Source organism: Thermus albus, assembly GCF_022760855.1.
Lineage (GTDB): Bacteria > Deinococcota > Deinococci > Deinococcales > Thermaceae > Thermus > Thermus albus.
In genome coordinates this window covers 116203-132576 of the sequence record NZ_JAKTNR010000003.1, presented here as the reverse complement: position 1 = coordinate 132576, position 16374 = coordinate 116203, and the positions used below count along the sequence as shown (strand labels likewise).

At 63.4% G+C, this 16374-nt stretch carries 17 protein-coding genes, 2 tRNA genes and 2 pseudogenes; 10 read left to right on the top strand and 11 right to left on the bottom strand.

Annotated features, from left to right (window positions below; genetic code table 11):
* Positions 1 to 90: 90 nt before the first annotated feature.
* Together L0D18_RS04490 and L0D18_RS04485 are read right to left on the bottom strand one after the other, a co-directional pair.
* A pseudogene (locus L0D18_RS04490) lies at positions 91 to 661 on the bottom strand (transposase); the annotation flags it as partial.
* Positions 649 to 870 (bottom strand): hypothetical protein, encoded by a 222-nt coding sequence (locus L0D18_RS04485; protein WP_015717266.1) that lies wholly within the window; start codon positions 868 to 870, stop codon positions 649 to 651. The pseudogene L0D18_RS04490 and the gene L0D18_RS04485, both read right to left, overlap by 13 nt.
* On the opposite strand from L0D18_RS04485, the gene L0D18_RS04480 reads away from it, so the two are divergent.
* Positions 853 to 1065 (top strand): helix-turn-helix domain-containing protein, encoded by a 213-nt coding sequence (locus L0D18_RS04480; RefSeq protein WP_015717267.1) that lies wholly within the window; start codon positions 853 to 855, stop codon positions 1063 to 1065. The genes L0D18_RS04485 and L0D18_RS04480 overlap by 18 nt on opposite strands.
* Before the next feature lie 300 nt (positions 1066 to 1365).
* On the opposite strand, the gene L0D18_RS04475 is transcribed toward L0D18_RS04480, so the two are convergent.
* The 4 genes and pseudogenes from L0D18_RS04475 to L0D18_RS04460 form a co-directional block, all read right to left on the bottom strand.
* Positions 1366 to 2958 carry an outer membrane protein assembly factor BamB family protein gene (locus L0D18_RS04475; protein WP_038032562.1) on the bottom strand — a complete coding sequence of 531 codons (1593 nt, stop codon included), beginning with the start codon at positions 2956 to 2958 and terminating at the stop codon, positions 1366 to 1368.
* Between the two features lie 75 nt (positions 2959 to 3033).
* A complete protein-coding gene (locus L0D18_RS04470) occupies positions 3034 to 4296 on the bottom strand; it encodes an MFS transporter (RefSeq protein ID WP_028493939.1) in 1263 nt (420 codons plus the stop codon).
* Between the two features lie 90 nt (positions 4297 to 4386).
* Positions 4387 to 5208: a C1 family peptidase gene (locus L0D18_RS04465; protein ID WP_148228655.1), complete on the bottom strand. Its 822-nt coding sequence runs from the start codon at positions 5206 to 5208 to the stop codon at positions 4387 to 4389.
* Positions 5185 to 6254, bottom strand: a pseudogene (locus L0D18_RS04460) (integrase core domain-containing protein); the annotation flags it as partial. The pseudogene L0D18_RS04460 and the gene L0D18_RS04465, both read right to left, overlap by 24 nt.
* Positions 6255 to 6394: 140 nt before the next feature.
* Here L0D18_RS04460 and L0D18_RS04455 point away from each other — a divergent pair.
* Genes L0D18_RS04455 through L0D18_RS04445 form a run of 3 tightly spaced genes read left to right on the top strand, consistent with a single transcriptional unit; the run spans position 6395 to position 9048 of the window.
* A complete protein-coding gene (locus L0D18_RS04455) occupies positions 6395 to 7105 on the top strand; it encodes a (Fe-S)-binding protein (RefSeq protein ID WP_243027626.1) in 711 nt (236 codons plus the stop codon).
* Positions 7095 to 8489: a LutB/LldF family L-lactate oxidation iron-sulfur protein gene (locus L0D18_RS04450; RefSeq protein ID WP_243027625.1), complete on the top strand. Its 1395-nt coding sequence runs from the start codon at positions 7095 to 7097 to the stop codon at positions 8487 to 8489. The genes L0D18_RS04455 and L0D18_RS04450 overlap by 11 nt, the downstream gene beginning before the upstream one ends.
* On the top strand, positions 8479 to 9048 hold the full coding sequence (locus tag L0D18_RS04445) for a LutC/YkgG family protein (protein ID WP_243027624.1): 570 nt from the start codon (positions 8479 to 8481) through the stop codon (positions 9046 to 9048). Before L0D18_RS04450 ends, L0D18_RS04445 begins: the two co-directional genes overlap by 11 nt.
* On the opposite strand, the gene lepB is transcribed toward L0D18_RS04445, so the two are convergent.
* Together lepB and L0D18_RS04435 are read right to left on the bottom strand one after the other, a co-directional pair.
* Positions 9033 to 9839, bottom strand: coding sequence for a signal peptidase I (gene lepB, locus L0D18_RS04440; RefSeq protein ID WP_243027623.1), 807 nt, complete (start codon positions 9837 to 9839; stop codon positions 9033 to 9035). The genes L0D18_RS04445 and lepB overlap by 16 nt on opposite strands.
* Complete coding sequence (locus tag L0D18_RS04435) at positions 9836 to 10591, bottom strand: patatin-like phospholipase family protein (RefSeq protein ID WP_243027622.1); 756 nt, start codon at positions 10589 to 10591, stop codon at positions 9836 to 9838. Before L0D18_RS04435 ends, lepB begins: the two co-directional genes overlap by 4 nt.
* A gap of 48 nt (positions 10592 to 10639) precedes the next feature.
* Here L0D18_RS04435 and L0D18_RS04430 point away from each other — a divergent pair, with 48 nt between their 5' ends.
* Both L0D18_RS04430 and L0D18_RS04425 read left to right on the top strand, forming a co-directional pair.
* Positions 10640 to 11413 (top strand): serine/threonine-protein kinase, encoded by a 774-nt coding sequence (locus tag L0D18_RS04430; protein ID WP_243027621.1) that lies wholly within the window; start codon positions 10640 to 10642, stop codon positions 11411 to 11413.
* 15 nt (positions 11414 to 11428) lie between these two features.
* Positions 11429 to 12478, top strand: coding sequence for a hypothetical protein (locus L0D18_RS04425; RefSeq protein ID WP_243027620.1), 1050 nt, complete (start codon positions 11429 to 11431; stop codon positions 12476 to 12478).
* A 19-nt stretch (positions 12479 to 12497) separates the two neighbouring features.
* On the opposite strand, the gene L0D18_RS04420 is transcribed toward L0D18_RS04425, so the two are convergent.
* The gene (locus L0D18_RS04420; RefSeq protein ID WP_243027619.1) at positions 12498 to 13595 is read right to left on the bottom strand and encodes an N-acetylmuramoyl-L-alanine amidase; all 1098 of its coding nucleotides are present in this window, start codon (positions 13593 to 13595) and stop codon (positions 12498 to 12500) included.
* 48 nt (positions 13596 to 13643) lie between these two features.
* Here L0D18_RS04420 and L0D18_RS04415 point away from each other — a divergent pair, with 48 nt between their 5' ends.
* Together L0D18_RS04415 and L0D18_RS04410 are read left to right on the top strand one after the other, a co-directional pair.
* On the top strand, positions 13644 to 14072 hold the full coding sequence (locus tag L0D18_RS04415) for an OsmC family protein (RefSeq protein ID WP_243027618.1): 429 nt from the start codon (positions 13644 to 13646) through the stop codon (positions 14070 to 14072).
* Between the two features lie 4 nt (positions 14073 to 14076).
* A complete protein-coding gene (locus L0D18_RS04410; protein ID WP_243027617.1) occupies positions 14077 to 14835 on the top strand; it encodes a type III pantothenate kinase in 759 nt (252 codons plus the stop codon).
* Here the strand turns inward: L0D18_RS04410 and L0D18_RS04405 are convergent.
* Positions 14798 to 15163, bottom strand: coding sequence for an SRA domain-containing endonuclease (locus tag L0D18_RS04405; RefSeq protein WP_243027616.1), 366 nt, complete (start codon positions 15161 to 15163; stop codon positions 14798 to 14800). The two genes, L0D18_RS04410 and L0D18_RS04405, sit on opposite strands and share 38 nt — an antisense overlap.
* A gap of 65 nt (positions 15164 to 15228) precedes the next feature.
* Between L0D18_RS04405 and L0D18_RS04400 the strand changes: the two genes are divergently transcribed.
* A tRNA-Asp gene (locus L0D18_RS04400) sits at positions 15229 to 15305 on the top strand.
* Position 15306: 1 nt separating this feature from the next.
* Positions 15307 to 15382, top strand: a tRNA-Phe gene (locus L0D18_RS04395).
* A gap of 124 nt (positions 15383 to 15506) precedes the next feature.
* Here L0D18_RS04395 and L0D18_RS04390 read toward each other — a convergent pair.
* Positions 15507 to 15887 carry a VOC family protein gene (locus L0D18_RS04390; RefSeq protein WP_243027615.1) on the bottom strand — a complete coding sequence of 127 codons (381 nt, stop codon included), beginning with the start codon at positions 15885 to 15887 and terminating at the stop codon, positions 15507 to 15509.
* Positions 15888 to 16374: the final 487 nt, after the last annotated feature.

Genomic DNA, 16374 nt, shown 5'->3' with positions numbered 1-16374 from the left:
CCCCCTCCTTTTTATCCCATCCCGGGTCTCTAGAGTCTCACATGTTGAGTCTCACATGTTTCTGTCCGGGCTCAGGCCCCCTGGGCTTGCCTAGTAAATTGGCTTGAACCCCTTGGGAACAGGGGTGAGGGTAAGGAGGATCCGGAGGTCATAGGCGATGGCCTCCAGGAAGATCCGCTTCATCGCCGAAGAGGGCTTGCGCTCCATCAAGTAGCCCCCGGCCCACCGGCTCTTCATCCCCCCAAACACCCCCTCCACCACTCCACGAAACCGATACAGCGCATCCTCCCAGTGGAAAGCCGCCCAACGCCGCACTGCATCCCGGACCTCCCCCTTCTCCCGCAACCGGATCAGGGGCCGCACCCCAAGCCCCTTCACCACCCGCCAAACCTCCTCCCCGTCAAATCCCGCGTCCCCCAAAAGCACCCCACCCTCCCGACCAAACCGCCGCAACCCTCGGCCCAAGCCGGGGGTCCGAGGCATACCCTGGCCCCACCCAAACCCCCTCCAGAACCAGAAGCCTTAGCCCCCTCCACCATCGGGCAAGGGCCCAGAGCCTCCCATGCCCTCGCACCCGCCGCGCCTCCTGTCCCCTGCGCCACCGGGGGAGGCGGTCCTTGCTTCGGTAGGGAAGCCCCGTGGTGTCCCTTAGGCGAAAGGGCCCGCCTCATCCTCCCGGGAAAGCCTTTCCTCAGGTCTCGCCCGGAGCTTTTGCAGTAGGGCCTCCAGCATGGCCTCGTCCAGGTAGCGGTGGGCAAACCAGACCAGGGACTGGTGGGAAGGCGGGGGCTCGGGAAAGAGATCCTGGGCCCAGGCCTGGGTGGCGTGGTAGGTGATACCCTTTTTACCCCCATGACCGTCGTTGATCACCTGACCCTCCCCCAGCTCCAGCAACGGATCAAGAAGGCTCTGGCGGCGTACCACGCCAAGCAGGGCCTCACCGCCCAGGAGGTGGCCGCCATCGCCCTCCATACCTCCCGCTGGGTTTGCGCCACCGTGGCCCGCTACAACCGGGAGGGCCTCGAGGCCCTCCCGGATAGGAGGCACGACAACCGCCAAAGCTGACCCCAGAAGAACGGGAGAGGGTTCTGCAGGCCCTCATCTACCGCCAAGGCCTCCCGCCTGAAGGCGGCTTGTGGACGGGGCTCAAGCTGCAACGCTGGGTGGCGGAGGCGCTGGGGAAGGAAGTCTCTCTCTACCCCATCTACCGCCTCCCTATCTACCTGCACGCCCTGGGCCTGAGCCTTCTGGTGGACACCCGGGTGATGGGCTTACTGCAGGGGCTAAGGGCCTGGCTGAGGGCGGGGGAGGTAAAAGCGGATCCTAGGGGCCATGTAAAATCGAGGCGAGTTTTCCCGTTGACCTTTACGACGGCTTCTTAGCTCGCACATCGCGGGCGCCTGCGTGGGAAATTCGCATTGCCACGCCAGACCACTTGTGGTGTGGGTCCACCTGCCACGTTTCCACCAGATAGTCCGCCATCTCCTTGACGTGCTGCTGGGACACCTTCAGCCCAAAATGCCCAAGCAGCATCGACAACGCGGCAGCACCGCTGGCAGTTGGCTCGGCCTGGGGCTCAAAGATGAGATGTGAGACCCGCGCTTGCTGAGGTAACCCCAATGTAGGCCCACGGTTCATTCCGAGATCGACGAGAATCGTGTTCCAGATGAGCTTATCCTGGCGCCACAGTGCCACAGGGAGGGCGTACTTTCCGATGCGCTTGCCGGGGGCGAGCGCAATGCGAAAGTAAGCCCGATCTGCCCGACGAACAGGACGAATCACCGCATCCGCCCCCAGGGGCCGTCCATCGAGCCAGAGGTCTGTAACCAAAGGTGGAACCCGGAAGGAAATCTGAATTTCCCAATCGTTAGCTTGGATTTCAAGATCGGCGAGGTTTTGGTCCGCCATGCTGGTGGGATCGGCCACCGCCAGGTCCACCGCGAAGAGATAGCCCGTGAACGGGGGATCCCCACCGCCCACGAATACATGAGTTCCGGAGGGAACGGGGGCGGAGTAGGGGCCATGACCCACCGCAACTTGTGCCACGGACGACCCGTTGGACGGGTCGATGGCCTCGAGGACACCACCACCCAGGACGATCAGAAGTCCAGCCGCCAGGGCTGGAGGGGCCCAGATCCCCTCCGCGTACAATTGCCGCTCCCACAACCGGGCCCCCGTGTGCAGGCTGTAAGCGAGAATGGAGCCCCCGAGTGTGGTGACGTAGACACGTTCCCCATCCGTAAAGGCAGCGCTGCGAATCGTGACCTCCCCCACGTGATCTGTCCACAATACCTGCCCCGTGGCGCATGCGAAGCAGGTAACTGTGCCGTCGAGCGATCCGATCACGATACGGTCGGCGCCCACGGCAGGTCCGGCCGTTTCCGACGACACAACTCCGGTCTTACCAATTGGCCGTTTCCACTCAAGACTGACGGGTGCTCCCGTGTCGTCTAGGGAGACGCAGTACAGGTAATTGTTTGACGGTTCCGCACCCAAGACAAACAACAAAGGATGGGAGTCAATAAGGGAGACGCAGGGGTTGCCGAACAGAAATGTTCGCCCCACCTGGAACCTTCGTGTTTCCCGCCCATCTTCTTTGTTGACGGCGATGATAGAGTCTCCAGCACATAGGTAGACCATGTCTTTAAAAAGAACCGGGCCGCTCCTGATCCGCCACGGTGTTTTCCATGCCCACTGCAGGTCTCCGTTCTCGACGTTTAGGGCAGCCAACCCGGACTGGCCCCAGAGCATGTAAAGCCTCGATCCGTCCGTTGCTGGACGTCCGTAGCCGCCGGCAGGGAGAGCTAACTTCCACCTGAGCTCCCCGTCGTGGGAGCGGCAGGCCATCACCTCGTACTGGTGTACCGTCCGGTTATATGCCACGATCATGACTTTGTCGCCAGCCAGAACAGGATACCGTGGGACTCCTTGGATGTACTGGATCCACCGCAGCTTCATCTTTGTATCACCTCCTCTTTGTAGCTTCTCCTCGCAGTCTCTCCCCAACCCGGATGGCCCTATTGGAACCCCACCTCATCGGTTTTTCTCTCGCGCACCCCGCACCCTGAGCTGGAGCAAGAGCGCCGCGATGAGAACAGTTATAGAACCCCCCACGATCAAGAACGTTTGCACGCCGAACGTTTGGAGAACAGAACCGGCACTCAGGAACACGACCGCGGGGACGATCCGTAGGGCCGTAAACTGGGCAGCAAAGGCCCGGCCCAGGACATCCGAAGGAAGGGTCCGCTGCAGAATGCTGGAGGTGTAGACCGAAACCAATTCGGCCGTCAGACCGATAAGCGTCATCGCCAGCAGCCCCCACTCCAGTGCCCTCACGAAGCCCAGGGAAACAACCAGGAGGCCGAACAGGACCGTGGCAAGCCCAGACAATCGGCCCTCGTCCATGCGTCCGACCAGCAGAGCGGCTATCAGGGTGGCAACGATGGCCCCGAGCGCCATCGCTCCGGTGAGGAGCCCATAGCCAGCGGCACCCTGGCGCAGGACCTCTTCAGAAATGACGGGAAGGGCTATTGCCAGGACCGGAATACCGACGTTGATCACCACCAGATCCGCCATGGCAAGCACAGCCGCGCTGTGGCGGCGCAGGATACCCACTCCACTCACAAAGTCCTGTAGTACCCTTGGCCGCCAGCCCCGCACCACTGGGGATCCCCCGTCTATGCCCCGGAGCGGCAACAACAGAGCCGCGGACGCGAAAGTCAAGGCGGCATTCGCCAGGAACGTGTACGCCGGGCCCAGCCAGGCCAAGAGTAGGCCGGCCATGACCTTGCCCAAGATGTCGCACAGGTTGCGGCTCAACCTGATGAGCGCGTTGGCGCGCGTTAAGTCAACCTGGTCCACGAGGGCCGGAATAGCAGCCCCGGCTGCCACGGTAAGAAAACTGGCGGTGACCGCATGGGCCACCACCGCGAGATACAGGTGCCACACCTGGAGGCTACCCAGGAGGGACAGCCCAGTCACAGCCAGACCGAGCAGTGCCCGGCAACCCTCCGAAACGAGCATCGCTCTTTTTCTGGAAGCGGCGTCCACGTAAACGCCAGCAAAGGGAGCTAGCAGCAGTGAAGGGACAACCTGGAGGGCAAAGGCCAGTCCGAGTTGTAGGGTGCTGCCCGTCAGCTGAAACACCAGCCACGGGACGGCGATGGAGAATACATTCTCGCCAATGCGGGACAGGGTCCTGCTGATGAAAAAGTACGAGAATGGGAGTTCTCGGGTGAGAAGTACTAGCCCTAACCTAGCCTTCAAGGCCTTCAAGGTGGCGATGGCTTTATGCATAAAACGCCCCCGCAGAGGCTAGTGTTTGAGGAAGCATGGCCTCCGTGAGATGACGGAATAGGGGATACGGTAAGGCTATGCGCTACCTGGCTAGACCATGGCCCGCTCAATAGCAGTGATACGATGACGGGAGACGACCCGGATGGTCTCCTTCCAGTCTCGCAACCAGAGGGAGCGGATGACAAGATCAATCTCTGCCGTAATCTCGCCGTTTACAGGGTCTTCCAAGATCACGGGAATAACCACGGAGCGTGTTTCCCCCGGCTGCAGCTGGCCAAGGCTTATCTGGTCCCCGTCCGTGTCCAGCTGCAAGCCTTTTGGCACGGTCAGCGTCAGGAATGCCTCCTCTGCAATAAAGGTCCGGAAGAGAGGCTCGGGACAAGAATACGTGACGTTGCATTGGAGTGCATCCACGCCGTCGAACTGGATTTCCACATTCGGCAAGACACCGGTAATCACAGCGTCTCTAGTGCAGTCCACGGCAAGGAGGCCAAGTTCACGGTAGCCGATACGCCACTCTCCGCCCCTGCTTCCCCCCCAGTGGCTTTGATCCCACGGGTCGAGAAGGATGAATTCCTCGGCGGCGTCGTCATAGCCCACCACCAGCACCGCGTGCCCAGTGCGGTCGACTTCCTTCCGGAGGATGTCCTCCTCCATAGGGTAGTTCCACCCCGGATGCAGACGGACCAGAACAGGCAGGTTCTGGGCCACCAGTAAGCGGATATAGTTGACAAAGCGCTCGTGATAGGGGTCATGGTACATGAAGCATGGGAGCCCCGTCACCGCCAGCTCGCCAACCTTACTAACAACAATTCCAATATCCCTGGTCGGTGCGCTCATGGTTTTTTCACGCTCCTTTCTATCATTATATATCCTGGTCTGAGGTCGTGTCAAGAGTTTGTAATCGGTCAATACATCTGAGACTGGGGGACCGACTCCGCTTGCATTTTAGCCAAGAACTCCAGGGGCGCCAGCCCCCCCAGGGCCATGTGGGGCCTGCGGTGGTTGTAGTACGCCAGATAAGCGTCCAGCTCGGCCTGCAGGCGCACAAGCCCCCTTGGCAAGGGCAGGGTATAAAACTCGTCGCGGAAGGTGCGCTGCATCCGCTCCACGTGCCCGTTGAGCTTCGGGCTCCGTGGGGGCAGCACAAAGAGCCGGATTCCCAGGCTCCGGCAGGCTTCCTCAAACTCGGCCATGAACTCGCTCCCCCCGTCCACCTGGACGGCCCGGATGGGGAAGGGGGCCTTGGTCACGAGGGCGGAGAGGAATCCCGCCGCCAGGTTGGCCGTGGCCCTGGTGTGCACCTGGGCCAGGGAGAAGCGCGTGACCAGGTCCAGGGCCGAGAAGTGCTTGACCACCTCCCCGGGCCCTAGGGTCACGGTGAGGGTGTCCAACTGCACCAGGTCCCCGGGCGCCCTGGCCTCGTATCCCCGGGGCTTCCTCTGGGCGTAGGGCCTCTGGGGTCTTGGCCTCCCCTTGCCCCGCCTCGCCCGGGCCAGGAAGGCGGCCACCCTTTCCACCCGCCCCCTGGCTTCCAGATGGGCGAGGATGCGGCCCACGGTGCGCTCGCTGACCTCAAAACCTCCCTTCCTCAAGCTCCACCAGATGGGCCAGCGGCCCCAGGTGGGGTTTTGTCTCCGCAAGTCCTCGGTGGCGATGAGGAGTTCGGAGGTCCAGTGCACCTTCCGCCGTAGGCGTTTGGGGCGTTTGGGTTTCGGAAGAAGGCCTTTAAGTCCTTCGTCCTTGAGCCTGCTCCGCCAGCGGTGATAGGTGGCCCGGCTGATCCCCACCAGGGCCTGGATCTCGGGCCAGCTCACCCCGTGCTTCCTGAACGCCTCCACCTGCTTGAGCTTGCGCAGCCGTTCCTGGACCAGGGGGTCGCCGGCCCCCGCCATCTCCAGCTCCTGGGCCTTCCTCGCTCCTCGCCAGATCGCTTTGCCAACCGTGGTAAGCTGCACTCGGGGGGCCTCCTTCCGGAGTCGGTCCCCCTCTTTTTATCCCAGCCCAGAGTCTCACATGTGTTTGTCCGGGTTCAGAACCCAAGGCCACACACGCCTCGTCCGCACCCTCCCTAGGAAAACCGGTAGGATGGGTAGGGATGCGGGTAGCCCTTTTCATCACCTGTCTGGCGGACCAGTTCTATGCGGAAGCCGGGGTAGCGGCGGTACGCCTTCTTCGGGCCCTGGGGGTGGAGGTGGATTTTCCCAAGGGGCAAACCTGTTGCGGCCAGCCCGCCTTCAACGCCGGCCATTGGAACGAGGCCCGGGCCCTGGCCCAAAGAACCATAGATATTTTCCAAGAATATCCGTACGTGGTCCTGCCCTCGGGAAGCTGCGCCAGCATGGTGAAAAACCACTACCCAGAACTCCTTCCCGGGGACGGGGAAGCCCTGGGGCTTTCGGAGAAGGTCTACGAGCTCTCCCAGTTCCTGGTGCGGGTGTTGGGGGTAGAGAAGCTTGGAAACGGCCTCCAGGGCAAAAAGGTGGCCTACCACCACGGTTGCCATGCCCTCAGGGAGCTTGGGGTTAGGGAGGAACCCCTTCGCCTTTTGCAGAACGCCGGGGCCGAGGTCCTGCCCTGGGAGGCGGCGGAAGAGTGCTGCGGCTTTGGGGGGCTATTCTCGGTGAAGCTCCCCGAGGTCTCCCTGGCCATGGCCGACCGCAAGCTTTCCACCTTACCCCAGGCCGACGTCCTCACCTCCACGGACGCAGGCTGCCTCCTCCACCTTTCCGGACGAATGGGCAAACAGGGAAAAAACCTGCGGGTGGTTCCCCTGGCCACCCTCTTATGGGAGGCGTATGCAGGCTAAGGCCAAGCTCTACCCCAAGGAGGCAGCCAGGCTCTTAAGGGAAAAACCCGGGGTGCGGGAAGCGGTCACCGGGGCCACCCTGCACTTTGAGGAAGGCCGCAAGAAGGCCTACGGGGAAATAGACGCCGAGGCCCTTAGGGAAAGGGCCAAGAGGGTGAAAGACCACCTCCTCACCCATCTGGACCACTACCTGGAGCTGGCGGAAAAGCGCCTAAGGGAAAACGGGGTCCAGGTGCACTGGGCGGAAGACCCCCTGGACGCCCACCGCATCCTGAGGGAAGTGGCGGTCCGGCACGGGGTGAAGCGGGCGGTGAAGGCCAAGAGCATGCTCACCGAGGAGCTTGGGGTAAACCCCCTTTTGGAATCCCTGGGGGTGGAGGTCTTTGAAACCGACCTGGGGGAGTATCTGATCCAGCTTCTCGGCGAACCCCCCAGCCACATCGTGGGCCCGGCCATCCACCTGGCCCTTTCCGACATCCAAAGGCTCTTCCACCAGCGCTTCGGCACCCCCCTGGACGCTCCTCCTGAGGCCCTGGCCGCCGTGGCCAGGAAGGTCTTGCGGGATGCCTTCCTCACCGCCGAGCTGGGCATCAGCGGGGCCAACTTCCTGGTGGCGGAAACCGGCACCCTGGTCCTCATGGAAAACGAGGGGAATATCCGCCTTTCCACCAGCCTTCCCAAGGTGCACGTGGCCTTTGTGGGCATAGAAAAGCTCCTTCCCCGGCTTGCCGACCTTGCCCTCTTCCTGCCCCTCACCGCCCGGGCGGCCACGGGGCAGCGGCTTTCCACCTATGTTTCCCTCATCCAGGGCCCGGCGAAAGAGGGGGAGGAGGGCCCAGAGGAGGTGCACGTGGTCCTGGTGGACCACGGCCGCACCGCCCTTCTCCACGACCCCGAGGCCTGGGAGGTGTTGCGGTGTCTCCGTTGCGGGGCCTGTCTCAACGCCTGCCCCGTCTTTCGCCAAACCGGGGGGCACCCCTACGGCTACGTGTACTCGGGGCCCATCGGGGCGGTTTTGGACCCCGGGCTTTTGGGCCTCGAGGAGGCCTACCCCCTCCCCTACGCCTCCACCCTCTGCGGGGCCTGCTACGAGGCCTGCCCGGTGAAGATCCCCATCCCCAAGCTCCTCCTCACCTGGCGCCATAGGGCGGTGGAAAGGGGCCTCGCCCCCACGTGGGAGAAGGGGGCCATGAGGGTCTTCCAGATGGTGATGGAAAATCCAGCCCTTTACCGTCTCTTCTCCAAGGCCCTAAGGGGCCTCCCCCTGCCCCAGCACCTCCTTCCCCTGCTCCGCGCCTGGACGGAAGGGCGGGGCCCCCTCAAGCCAAGCCCTCGGCCTTTTCATGAGCTTTGGAAGGAACTGGAGGAGGAGGATGGACGCTAGAACCCGCATCCTAAGCCGCATCGGGCACACCCTCAAGGAACGGCCCAAGGCCCTTCTTCCCGAACATCCCCACTCCCCTCCCTCGGCAAACCCCCTGGACCTCTTCCTAAAGCGCCTGGCGGAAAACGGGGCTGAAGGGCACCTCCTGGAGGAAGAAAGGGCAAGGGAGCTCATTTGGGAGCTCTCCCAAGGACATCCCGGAGCCACCTACGGAAGGGGGGTTCCCGCCTCCTTCCGGCTCCTGCCCCAGCTTCCCCCCGAAGAGGCCCCCCTAGGCGTATCTTGGGCCCTTTTTGCCGTGGCGGAAACGGGCACCGTGGCCCTCTCCTCCGAGGACGGCCGGAAGGCCCAGCTTCTCCCCCCGGTCCACCTGGTCCTGGTGGAGGAAGGGCGGATCTACCCTAGCCTCCTCGAGGCCCTCCTGGACCTGAAAGCCCTTCCCAGCGCCCTAGGCCTCCACTCCGGCCCTTCCAAAAGCGCCGACATTGGCCAGGTGATGGTGAAGGGGGTGCATGGCCCTGGGAGACTGGTGGTGGCCGTGCTTCAGGGCAGTTGGTAGGCGGGAGGCGGGGAAAGCCTCCTAAGGTTCAGGCGAAGCCCTCCCTCATCCCGCACGAAGATGGGCCACCACACGTAGCTGGCCCTGCCAGCGATGGCCTCCACGGGCACCGGGCCGAAGGTGCGGGAATCCTCCGAACCCCCCAAGGTGCGGTTATCCCCCATGACCAGGTAATACCCCTTCTTGAGCCGAATGCGCCCCACCTCGCAGGCCTCGGTGAGGCGGCTCCGGGCCAAGACCTCCTCCGAGGGGGGCAGGAGCATCTCCTTAAGGGGCCGTAGGTAGGCGGGCAGAAGCTCCACGGAAAAATCGCCCTGCTGGGTGAGGAGGCGGGTCATGCGCCCGTCCTTGTAGCACACTCCCGGGAAGGAGTCGGGCCAGGGGGCGATGCGGTCGGTGATGTGCCTTTCGTCCAGGGGTTTGCCGTTGATGTACACCACCCCCCGCTCCACATAGACCTCATCCCCCGGCACCGCCACGATGCGCTTGATGAAGAAGGCCCTGAAGCTAAAGCCCAGGATGGGAAAGCGGGCGGTGGCGTTGGGAGTACCCTCGGGAGGTTTCAGAATGGCGATCTCTCCCCTTTTCCACTCCATCAGGCCAAAGCGCACCAGCCAGGTCTCCCACTTGGGAACCAATACCCGCTCCCCGTTTTGCAGGGTGGGAAACATGCTCTGCCCCACTACCCCCACGGTGGTGAAGACAAAGGTGGTGACCAAAAACGCCACCAGAAGGGCTTCCCCCACCTGGCGGAACCACTCCCGAAACAGATAGTCCCAAAACGCCTTCATACCCCTCCTACTTTACTGGCTACGACCTCCTTGGCTGCTTTGCGCCCCGCCTCCACGATCTCCTCCAAAAGGCGGAAGTCCTCAATGCCCACCCCGGGCAGGCTGGGCCTCACGTACACCTCCGGGGCATAGAGGGTGAGGCGCACCGAGGTAAGGTGAAGCTGCATCAGGTCCACCGCCCGCCGGGCCAGGGCTAGAAGCCCCTTGGGGGCCTCCTCCACCCGGCGCTCGGGGGTCACGTCCAGGGCATAGACCTCCCTGGCCCCCAGGAAGCGGGCGGCATCCACGGGAAGGTTGTCCAGGACCCCGCCGTCAAAAAGAAGCTGCCCCTCCCGCTCCACCGGGGCCAGAAGCCCCGGGTAGGCCGCGGAGGCCAAAACCGCGCTGGGCAGGTCCCCTTGGGTGAGGAAGAGAAGCCGCCCCGAGACCACGTCCACCGCGGTGACCGCCAGGGGCCTTTTAAGCTCCTCAAAACGCCCGGGCAGGTGCTCCGCCAAGAAATCCTTGAGCTTCTTGCGGGAAAAAATCCCCTCCCTGGGGGAGAAGCCCAAAAGCCCCAGCCAGGGAGTCTTGTGGGCGATGGCCAGCATCTCCGCCGGGGTCTTGCCTGCGGCGTAGAGCGCCCCCACGATGGCCCCCATGCTGCTCCCGGCCACCACCTGAAACTCCAAGCCCGCCTCCAGGAAGACCTCGAGGGCCCCGATATGGGCAAGCCCCCTGGCCCCCCCACCGGATAGCGCCAAGCCGCGCACGCCCAAATCCTAACGGCTTCTGGGTGAAAGACGTGAGGGCTGGATATAGTGGAGGCGGTGAGCCTGGCGGGGAAGGTCCTTTTGAACCGATACCGGGTGGTGCGCCCCTTGGGCCGAGGGGCCTTGGCCACCGTCTACCTGGCCTTTGACCGCTATGGCACCCCCTACGCCCTCAAGGTCTTCCCCCGGGGAGCCGAGGCCAGGCGCAACCGGGAGTTTTGGGTGGGCCAAAGGCTTTCCCACCCTAACCTCAACCCGGTCCTGGAGAGCCTGGACCTGGAGGAAGGCCCTGCCCTCCTCTTGGCCTACGCCCCCGGGGAGGTGATGGGGCGCTGGATGCTCCGTAGGCCCGGCAGAAATCGGGCCCTTTTCGTCTTCCGCCAGCTCCTCATGGCCCTGGCCCACATGCACGGCAAGGGCCTGGTGCACCGCGACGTGAAGCCGGAAAACATCATTGTGGCGGGAACGGACGAGGCCAGGTTGGTGGACTTTGACCTCTCGGGGCCGGCCCTCGAGGCCTTTAAGAAGCCCCTGAGGGTCGGTACCCTTCCCTACCTGGCCCCCGAACAGGTCCTGGGGCAAAGCCCTGGCCTCGAGGCCGACGTCTACGCTGCAGGGGTCATCTTGTACTGGATCCTCTCCGGAGAGCACCCCTTCGTGGGGGGACCGGAGGAGGTCCTCCTCGGCCACCTCCAGGAACCCGTGCCCCCCATACCTGGGCTCACCTTCCCGGAGCAGGCCTACTTGGAACGCCTCCTGGCCAAGTCCCCCAAGGAGCGCTTCTCCTCAGCGACGGAAGCTTTGGAGAACTTTCCCTTTTAAATGGCCGCTTGCCTAATGCTTTCCACCCTCCTGGGCTCCGCCCTCTTTGCGGGCCTGGGAGAGGTGGCGACGGGAAGGCTTTTGGTGGAAGGGGGCCACCGGGCCCTGGTGGTGGCGCAAAGCGGCGCCCATGTCTTGGCGAAAGAGGAGAACTCCGCCCTTTACGGCCTCGCCCGTACCCCGGATGGCTATTTGGCCGTGGGCCATGTGGGCAAAGCCCTCCTTCAGGTGGGGCTGGACCAAAAGGGAAAGCCCCTTTGGGCCAAGGCGGGAGGCCAGGGAATCCTTTGGGGCACGGATGGCCGTTTCGCCTGGGGAGGGCACCTGGGCCCGAAGGGCTGGGAAGCCCTGGTCTTGGACCTAGCCGAGGAACGGGCCTGGCGCCTTCCCCTCCCCGGCCAGGGGTACGCCTACGGGGGCCTGTACCGGCATGGCGTCCTTTTCCTGGTGGGGCGGGTGGAAGGGAAAGGAGGATTTGACGGCTTCCTCCTGGGCCTTCCGCTGGCCCGCCCCGGAGGGTGGGCCTATGGCTACCAAAGCGGCTGGCCGGGAAACGACTACCTCCGTTTCCTGGGGGAAAAGGGGGCGGTGGGGCGGTTAGAGGTGGCAGGGGACTCGGAAGGGCTTCTTCTGGACTGGGTGGGGTTGCTGCGGGGTGAGGCCCAGCTTTTCCGCCGGCCCGGCTTTGACTACCTTCGGGCCTGGCGGGGGTCCTTCCTGGTAGGGGAAGCGGAGGTGGAGGGGGTTCTACAAGGCCTTTGGCTCGGCTCGCAAGGCAGCCCCTCCAGAAGGGACCCAGGCCTTCGGTACGGCGGGGGTCCCATGGCCTCTTTGCGCGCCCTGGACCCCCCTTTTGCCTACGGGTATTCTTACCGTTCCCTCTTCCAGGGGGAGGGGCTTTTCCTGAACCTGGAGGGATCCGAGGGGGAGGCCCTGGCCTACCGCCTCGAGGCGCTCAAACTCCCCTGGCAGCCCCTCAAGTCCCAAGCGCTTCCCCTTCCCCTTTCCTGGAAACCCCTCTCTTGGAAAGGAGTGGCCGAACTAAAGGCCCAGCCCTGCCCCTAATCCCTGGTCAGATGAACCCTCACTTGGCATAGGCCCCGTTGGCCAAGAAGGTAAGGATACCCGTAAGAAGCCCCTGGGCCACCTTTTCCCGGTAAGCCGGGTCGGCGAGCCTCCGCCCCTCCACGGGGTGGTCCCCGAACCCGATCTCCACCAAGACCGCGGGTACCTTGGCATAGCGAAGCACGAAGAAATCGCCCGGGAAGGCCCCGCGGTAAGGGCTCCCTGTGGCCTGGGAAAGGTGCCGCCCCAAGGTCTCCGCCAGGCGCTGGCTGTAGCGCTGGTTGGCCTGGGCCACGATGTCGGAAAGTATCCTCTCCGCCACGGTGCGGGCCTCCTGGGTCAGGCGCCGCCCCAGCTCCCCCCCACCGTTTTCCCGGATCACCTGGGCCAGGATGCGGGAGTCCTGGGCCTGGCCAAAGTAAAAGGCCTCCACCCCCTGGGCGGTGCGGGTGGGGCTGGCGTTCACGTGAATGGAGACGAAAAGGTTCACCTGGGAACTATCGGCCATGGAAGCCCGCCGGGAGAGGTCCTCCCGCTTGTCGGGGGAAAGGTGCATGTCCCGGTCCCGGGTGAGGCGTACCTCTACGCCTTCCTTTTCTAAAAGGCGCTTTAGGCGGAGAGCCACATCCAAAACCACCTCCTTCTCCACCACATACCCGTTCATCCCCGGGTCCACCCCCCCGTGGCCCGGGTCCAACAAGACCACGGGCTTGGGAGGCCTGGGGGGTCGGTTGCGGGGGGGGTCCGAAGCGGGCTTGGCTGGGGAAGCGGCCTCTTTCTTGAGCGTTAAGTCTAGGACCAACCGCTCGGGATCGGCATAGCGCGCCACCTTGGCCTCCACCGGCCCCTTTAGGCGTACCACTACCCGCACCCCCTCCCCTTCCGGAATGGTCTGGACGGAGACCACCTCGGCCGAGTTCACCACCTGGTCCAAGGAGGCTGCCTTCACCCCCCTTAGGGTCAACACAAGCTGACCGTTTTCTTGGGAAAGACTGTACTGTACATCCCCCTTGGGTAGGTCAAAGACCAACCGGGTAAAGCCCTCATGCACCCCCACCCGGGGAAAGGCCAAGGCCAGGTTCCATACCAAGGCGAAAACCAGGAGGAATACCCGCATCTACGCCCATTCTAGCGGGATAGATGAAAGCCTGGTAAAATCCGGCTCATGACCAAGAGGGTTGTGATCCACCATCTGGTAGGCCACCGCTTCCTGGGCATCAACGAACAAGGGGATAAGGTGATGATCGACGGGGACCAGCCCGCCGCCGGCCCCCGCCCCATGGAGCTCCTCCTCATGGCCCTAGGGGCCTGCACCGCCTACGACGTGGTGGACATCATGCGGAAGAAAAAGCAACCCCTGGCCCGCTACCGGGTGGAGGTGGAGGGCATCCGGGCGGAAACCCATCCCAAGCGCTACACCCACATCACCATCACCCACATCGCTTCCGGACCCAACGTCACCTTGGAGGCCCTCGAGCGCGCCGCTCACCTCTCCCACACCAAATACTGCTCCGTTTCCGCCAATCTCAATGCGGAAATCACCGTCAAGGTGGTGCTGGAACCCTGGGAAGAGGGACAGGAAGGCCAAGCTTAGCCCCATGCTCTTAGCCATTGACATCGGCAACACCTCCACCGTCTTGGGGGTCTTCTCCGGGGAGGACCTCATCGCCCACTTCCGCATCCATACGGACCGGATGCGCATGGAAAGCGAGTACCGGGTGGTGCTGCAAAACCTCTTCGCCCTGGAAAACCTCCCTCCCCCCAAGGCCGCCCTCCTCTCCAGCGTGGTGCCCCCGGTGGAGCGGGAGATGAAGGAGGCCATAGAGAAGCTTTTCGGCATCAAGGCCCAGGTGGTGGACGCCGAGGCCACGGGGCTGGAGGTGTGCATAGACAACCCCAAGGAAGCCGGCACCGACCGCCTGGTGAACGCTGTGGGAGCCTTGGGCTACGAAAGCCCCACGGGGCGCTACATCGTGGTGGACTTCGGCACCGCCACCACCTTTGACCTGGTGGAAGCCCCAAATCGCTACCTTGGCGGGGCCATCACCATCGGCCCCCAGACCGCCGCCGACGCCCTGGCCGCCCGCACCGCCAAGCTCCCCCGCATTGACCTGGTCCCCCCCGCCCGGGTGGTGGGCAAGAACACCTTGGATGCCCTGCGCTCGGGCTTGGTCTATGGCTACGCCGCTTTGGTGGAGGGGATGGTGCGCCGCTTCAAGATGGAAGCCGGGGAGGCCTTGGTGATCGCCACCGGCGGCTTTGCGGAAACCCTTAAGGACCTCTGCCCCTCCTTTGACGTGGTGGATGAGGACTTAACCCTTAAAGGCCTTCTTCGCATTCACAAGGCGCTAGGGTGAACCAGTACACCCACCGGCCTTCCTCAGGCAGGAGGGCATACCGGTGCCCCTCCACCCGGTAGCACCCCAGGTCCCGCCAAAGACCGGGCCGCTCCCGGAGGAAAATCCTGAAGGGGGTACCCTCCTGCTGGGCCAGAAGTAGCCGCAGGTTTCCCCCCATGGGCTCCTGGTTTCCCCGCTTACCCTCGCCCTGGTAGAGGATGCGGCCATCGGGCAAGAACACATTCCGGTACCCCGACTCCCCCCGGTCCACCAGGAGGCTCCGCTTTCCTATTCCCTTCCGGGTCCGGTGGCAGGCGAAGACCTCGCTCCAGCTTAAGCTTGACACCGCCCTTTCCCCCGGCTATCATCCTAAGTGCCCGGTCGGACGCCCCCGACCCGGCAACAACCCAAGGCCCCGTGGTGTAGTTGGTTAACACACCCGCCTGTCACGTGGGAGATCGCGGGTTCGAGTCCCGTCGGGGCCGCCAGGCCGAGGTAGCTCAGTTGGTAGAGCATGCGACTGAAAATCGCAGTGTCGGCGGTTCGATTCCGCCCCTCGGCACCACTCAGGTGGCAAAGGCTCCCGCCCTAGCTAAGGGCGGGAATCTTTTGGAGGCCTACCCGGAGCGGCAACGGTCCCTTTACGAGCACCCGCCGGGAAAGCCCAACCCTTTAGGGGTGGGAGGAGGTCACGAACCGGGCTCCGCCACAATCTCCATGATCTCCAAGCGGTTCCCAAAAGGATCCAGGATGTGAACCCGGCGATAGCCTTCCAAGGGGGGCTGGTCGCTGAAGACGGGGTACCCGGCTTGTTGGCAGCGGGCCACCACCGCCGCTAGATCGTCGGTGACCAAGGCCACATGGGCCTTCCTGGCGGGACGAAATTCCTCCTCCACCCCCAGATGGATCCTCACCGGACCCTCCTCAAACCACACCCCACCCCGGTGAGCGAGGTTGGCTGGCTTTGGGACTTCGCTAAGCCCCAGCACCCCACGGTAAAAGGCCCGTGCACGTTCTTCGCCACCCGGAGGCATGGCGATCTGTACGTGATCTATGGCCAGGATGCGCATTTGCTTATGGTAGCAAAAGGAGCACCCCAGCATGACACCTTCCCAAATACCCCCTAAGGCTTCCTTGCGGCAAGAACTTCCGCTTCCTCCCATCCTCCCCCTAGCTGTGCCTGCTATACTGAAGGCCAAGGAGGTGGGAACCTGCGGGAAACCCCTTTAGATTCCGGGTGGGTATTCGGATAGAGCATTTTTCGGCGCAGAGAACCTTTATTTTAGGGTATTGCCGGTGAAATTTGCGGGGTGTGTTCAAGCTGGTGCATTGGTGGACTGTGAGGGCCTAGGCCCCGCAGTCGCCTTGTTTTTTTGAGGCCTTGTATTCCCCCCAAACCCGGAAGGTTCCCCCTCACCCAACAGGGTACTACCCAGCTGGCCAGGGATGTGCTAAGCTGGGTAGTAAAAATCTGAATACATCCAGAAAATGTTGAGGCAATAGCTATTTTTTCCCTTTCCATACCTATTCTTTCCCTCTTGACAGTATTGACCAACC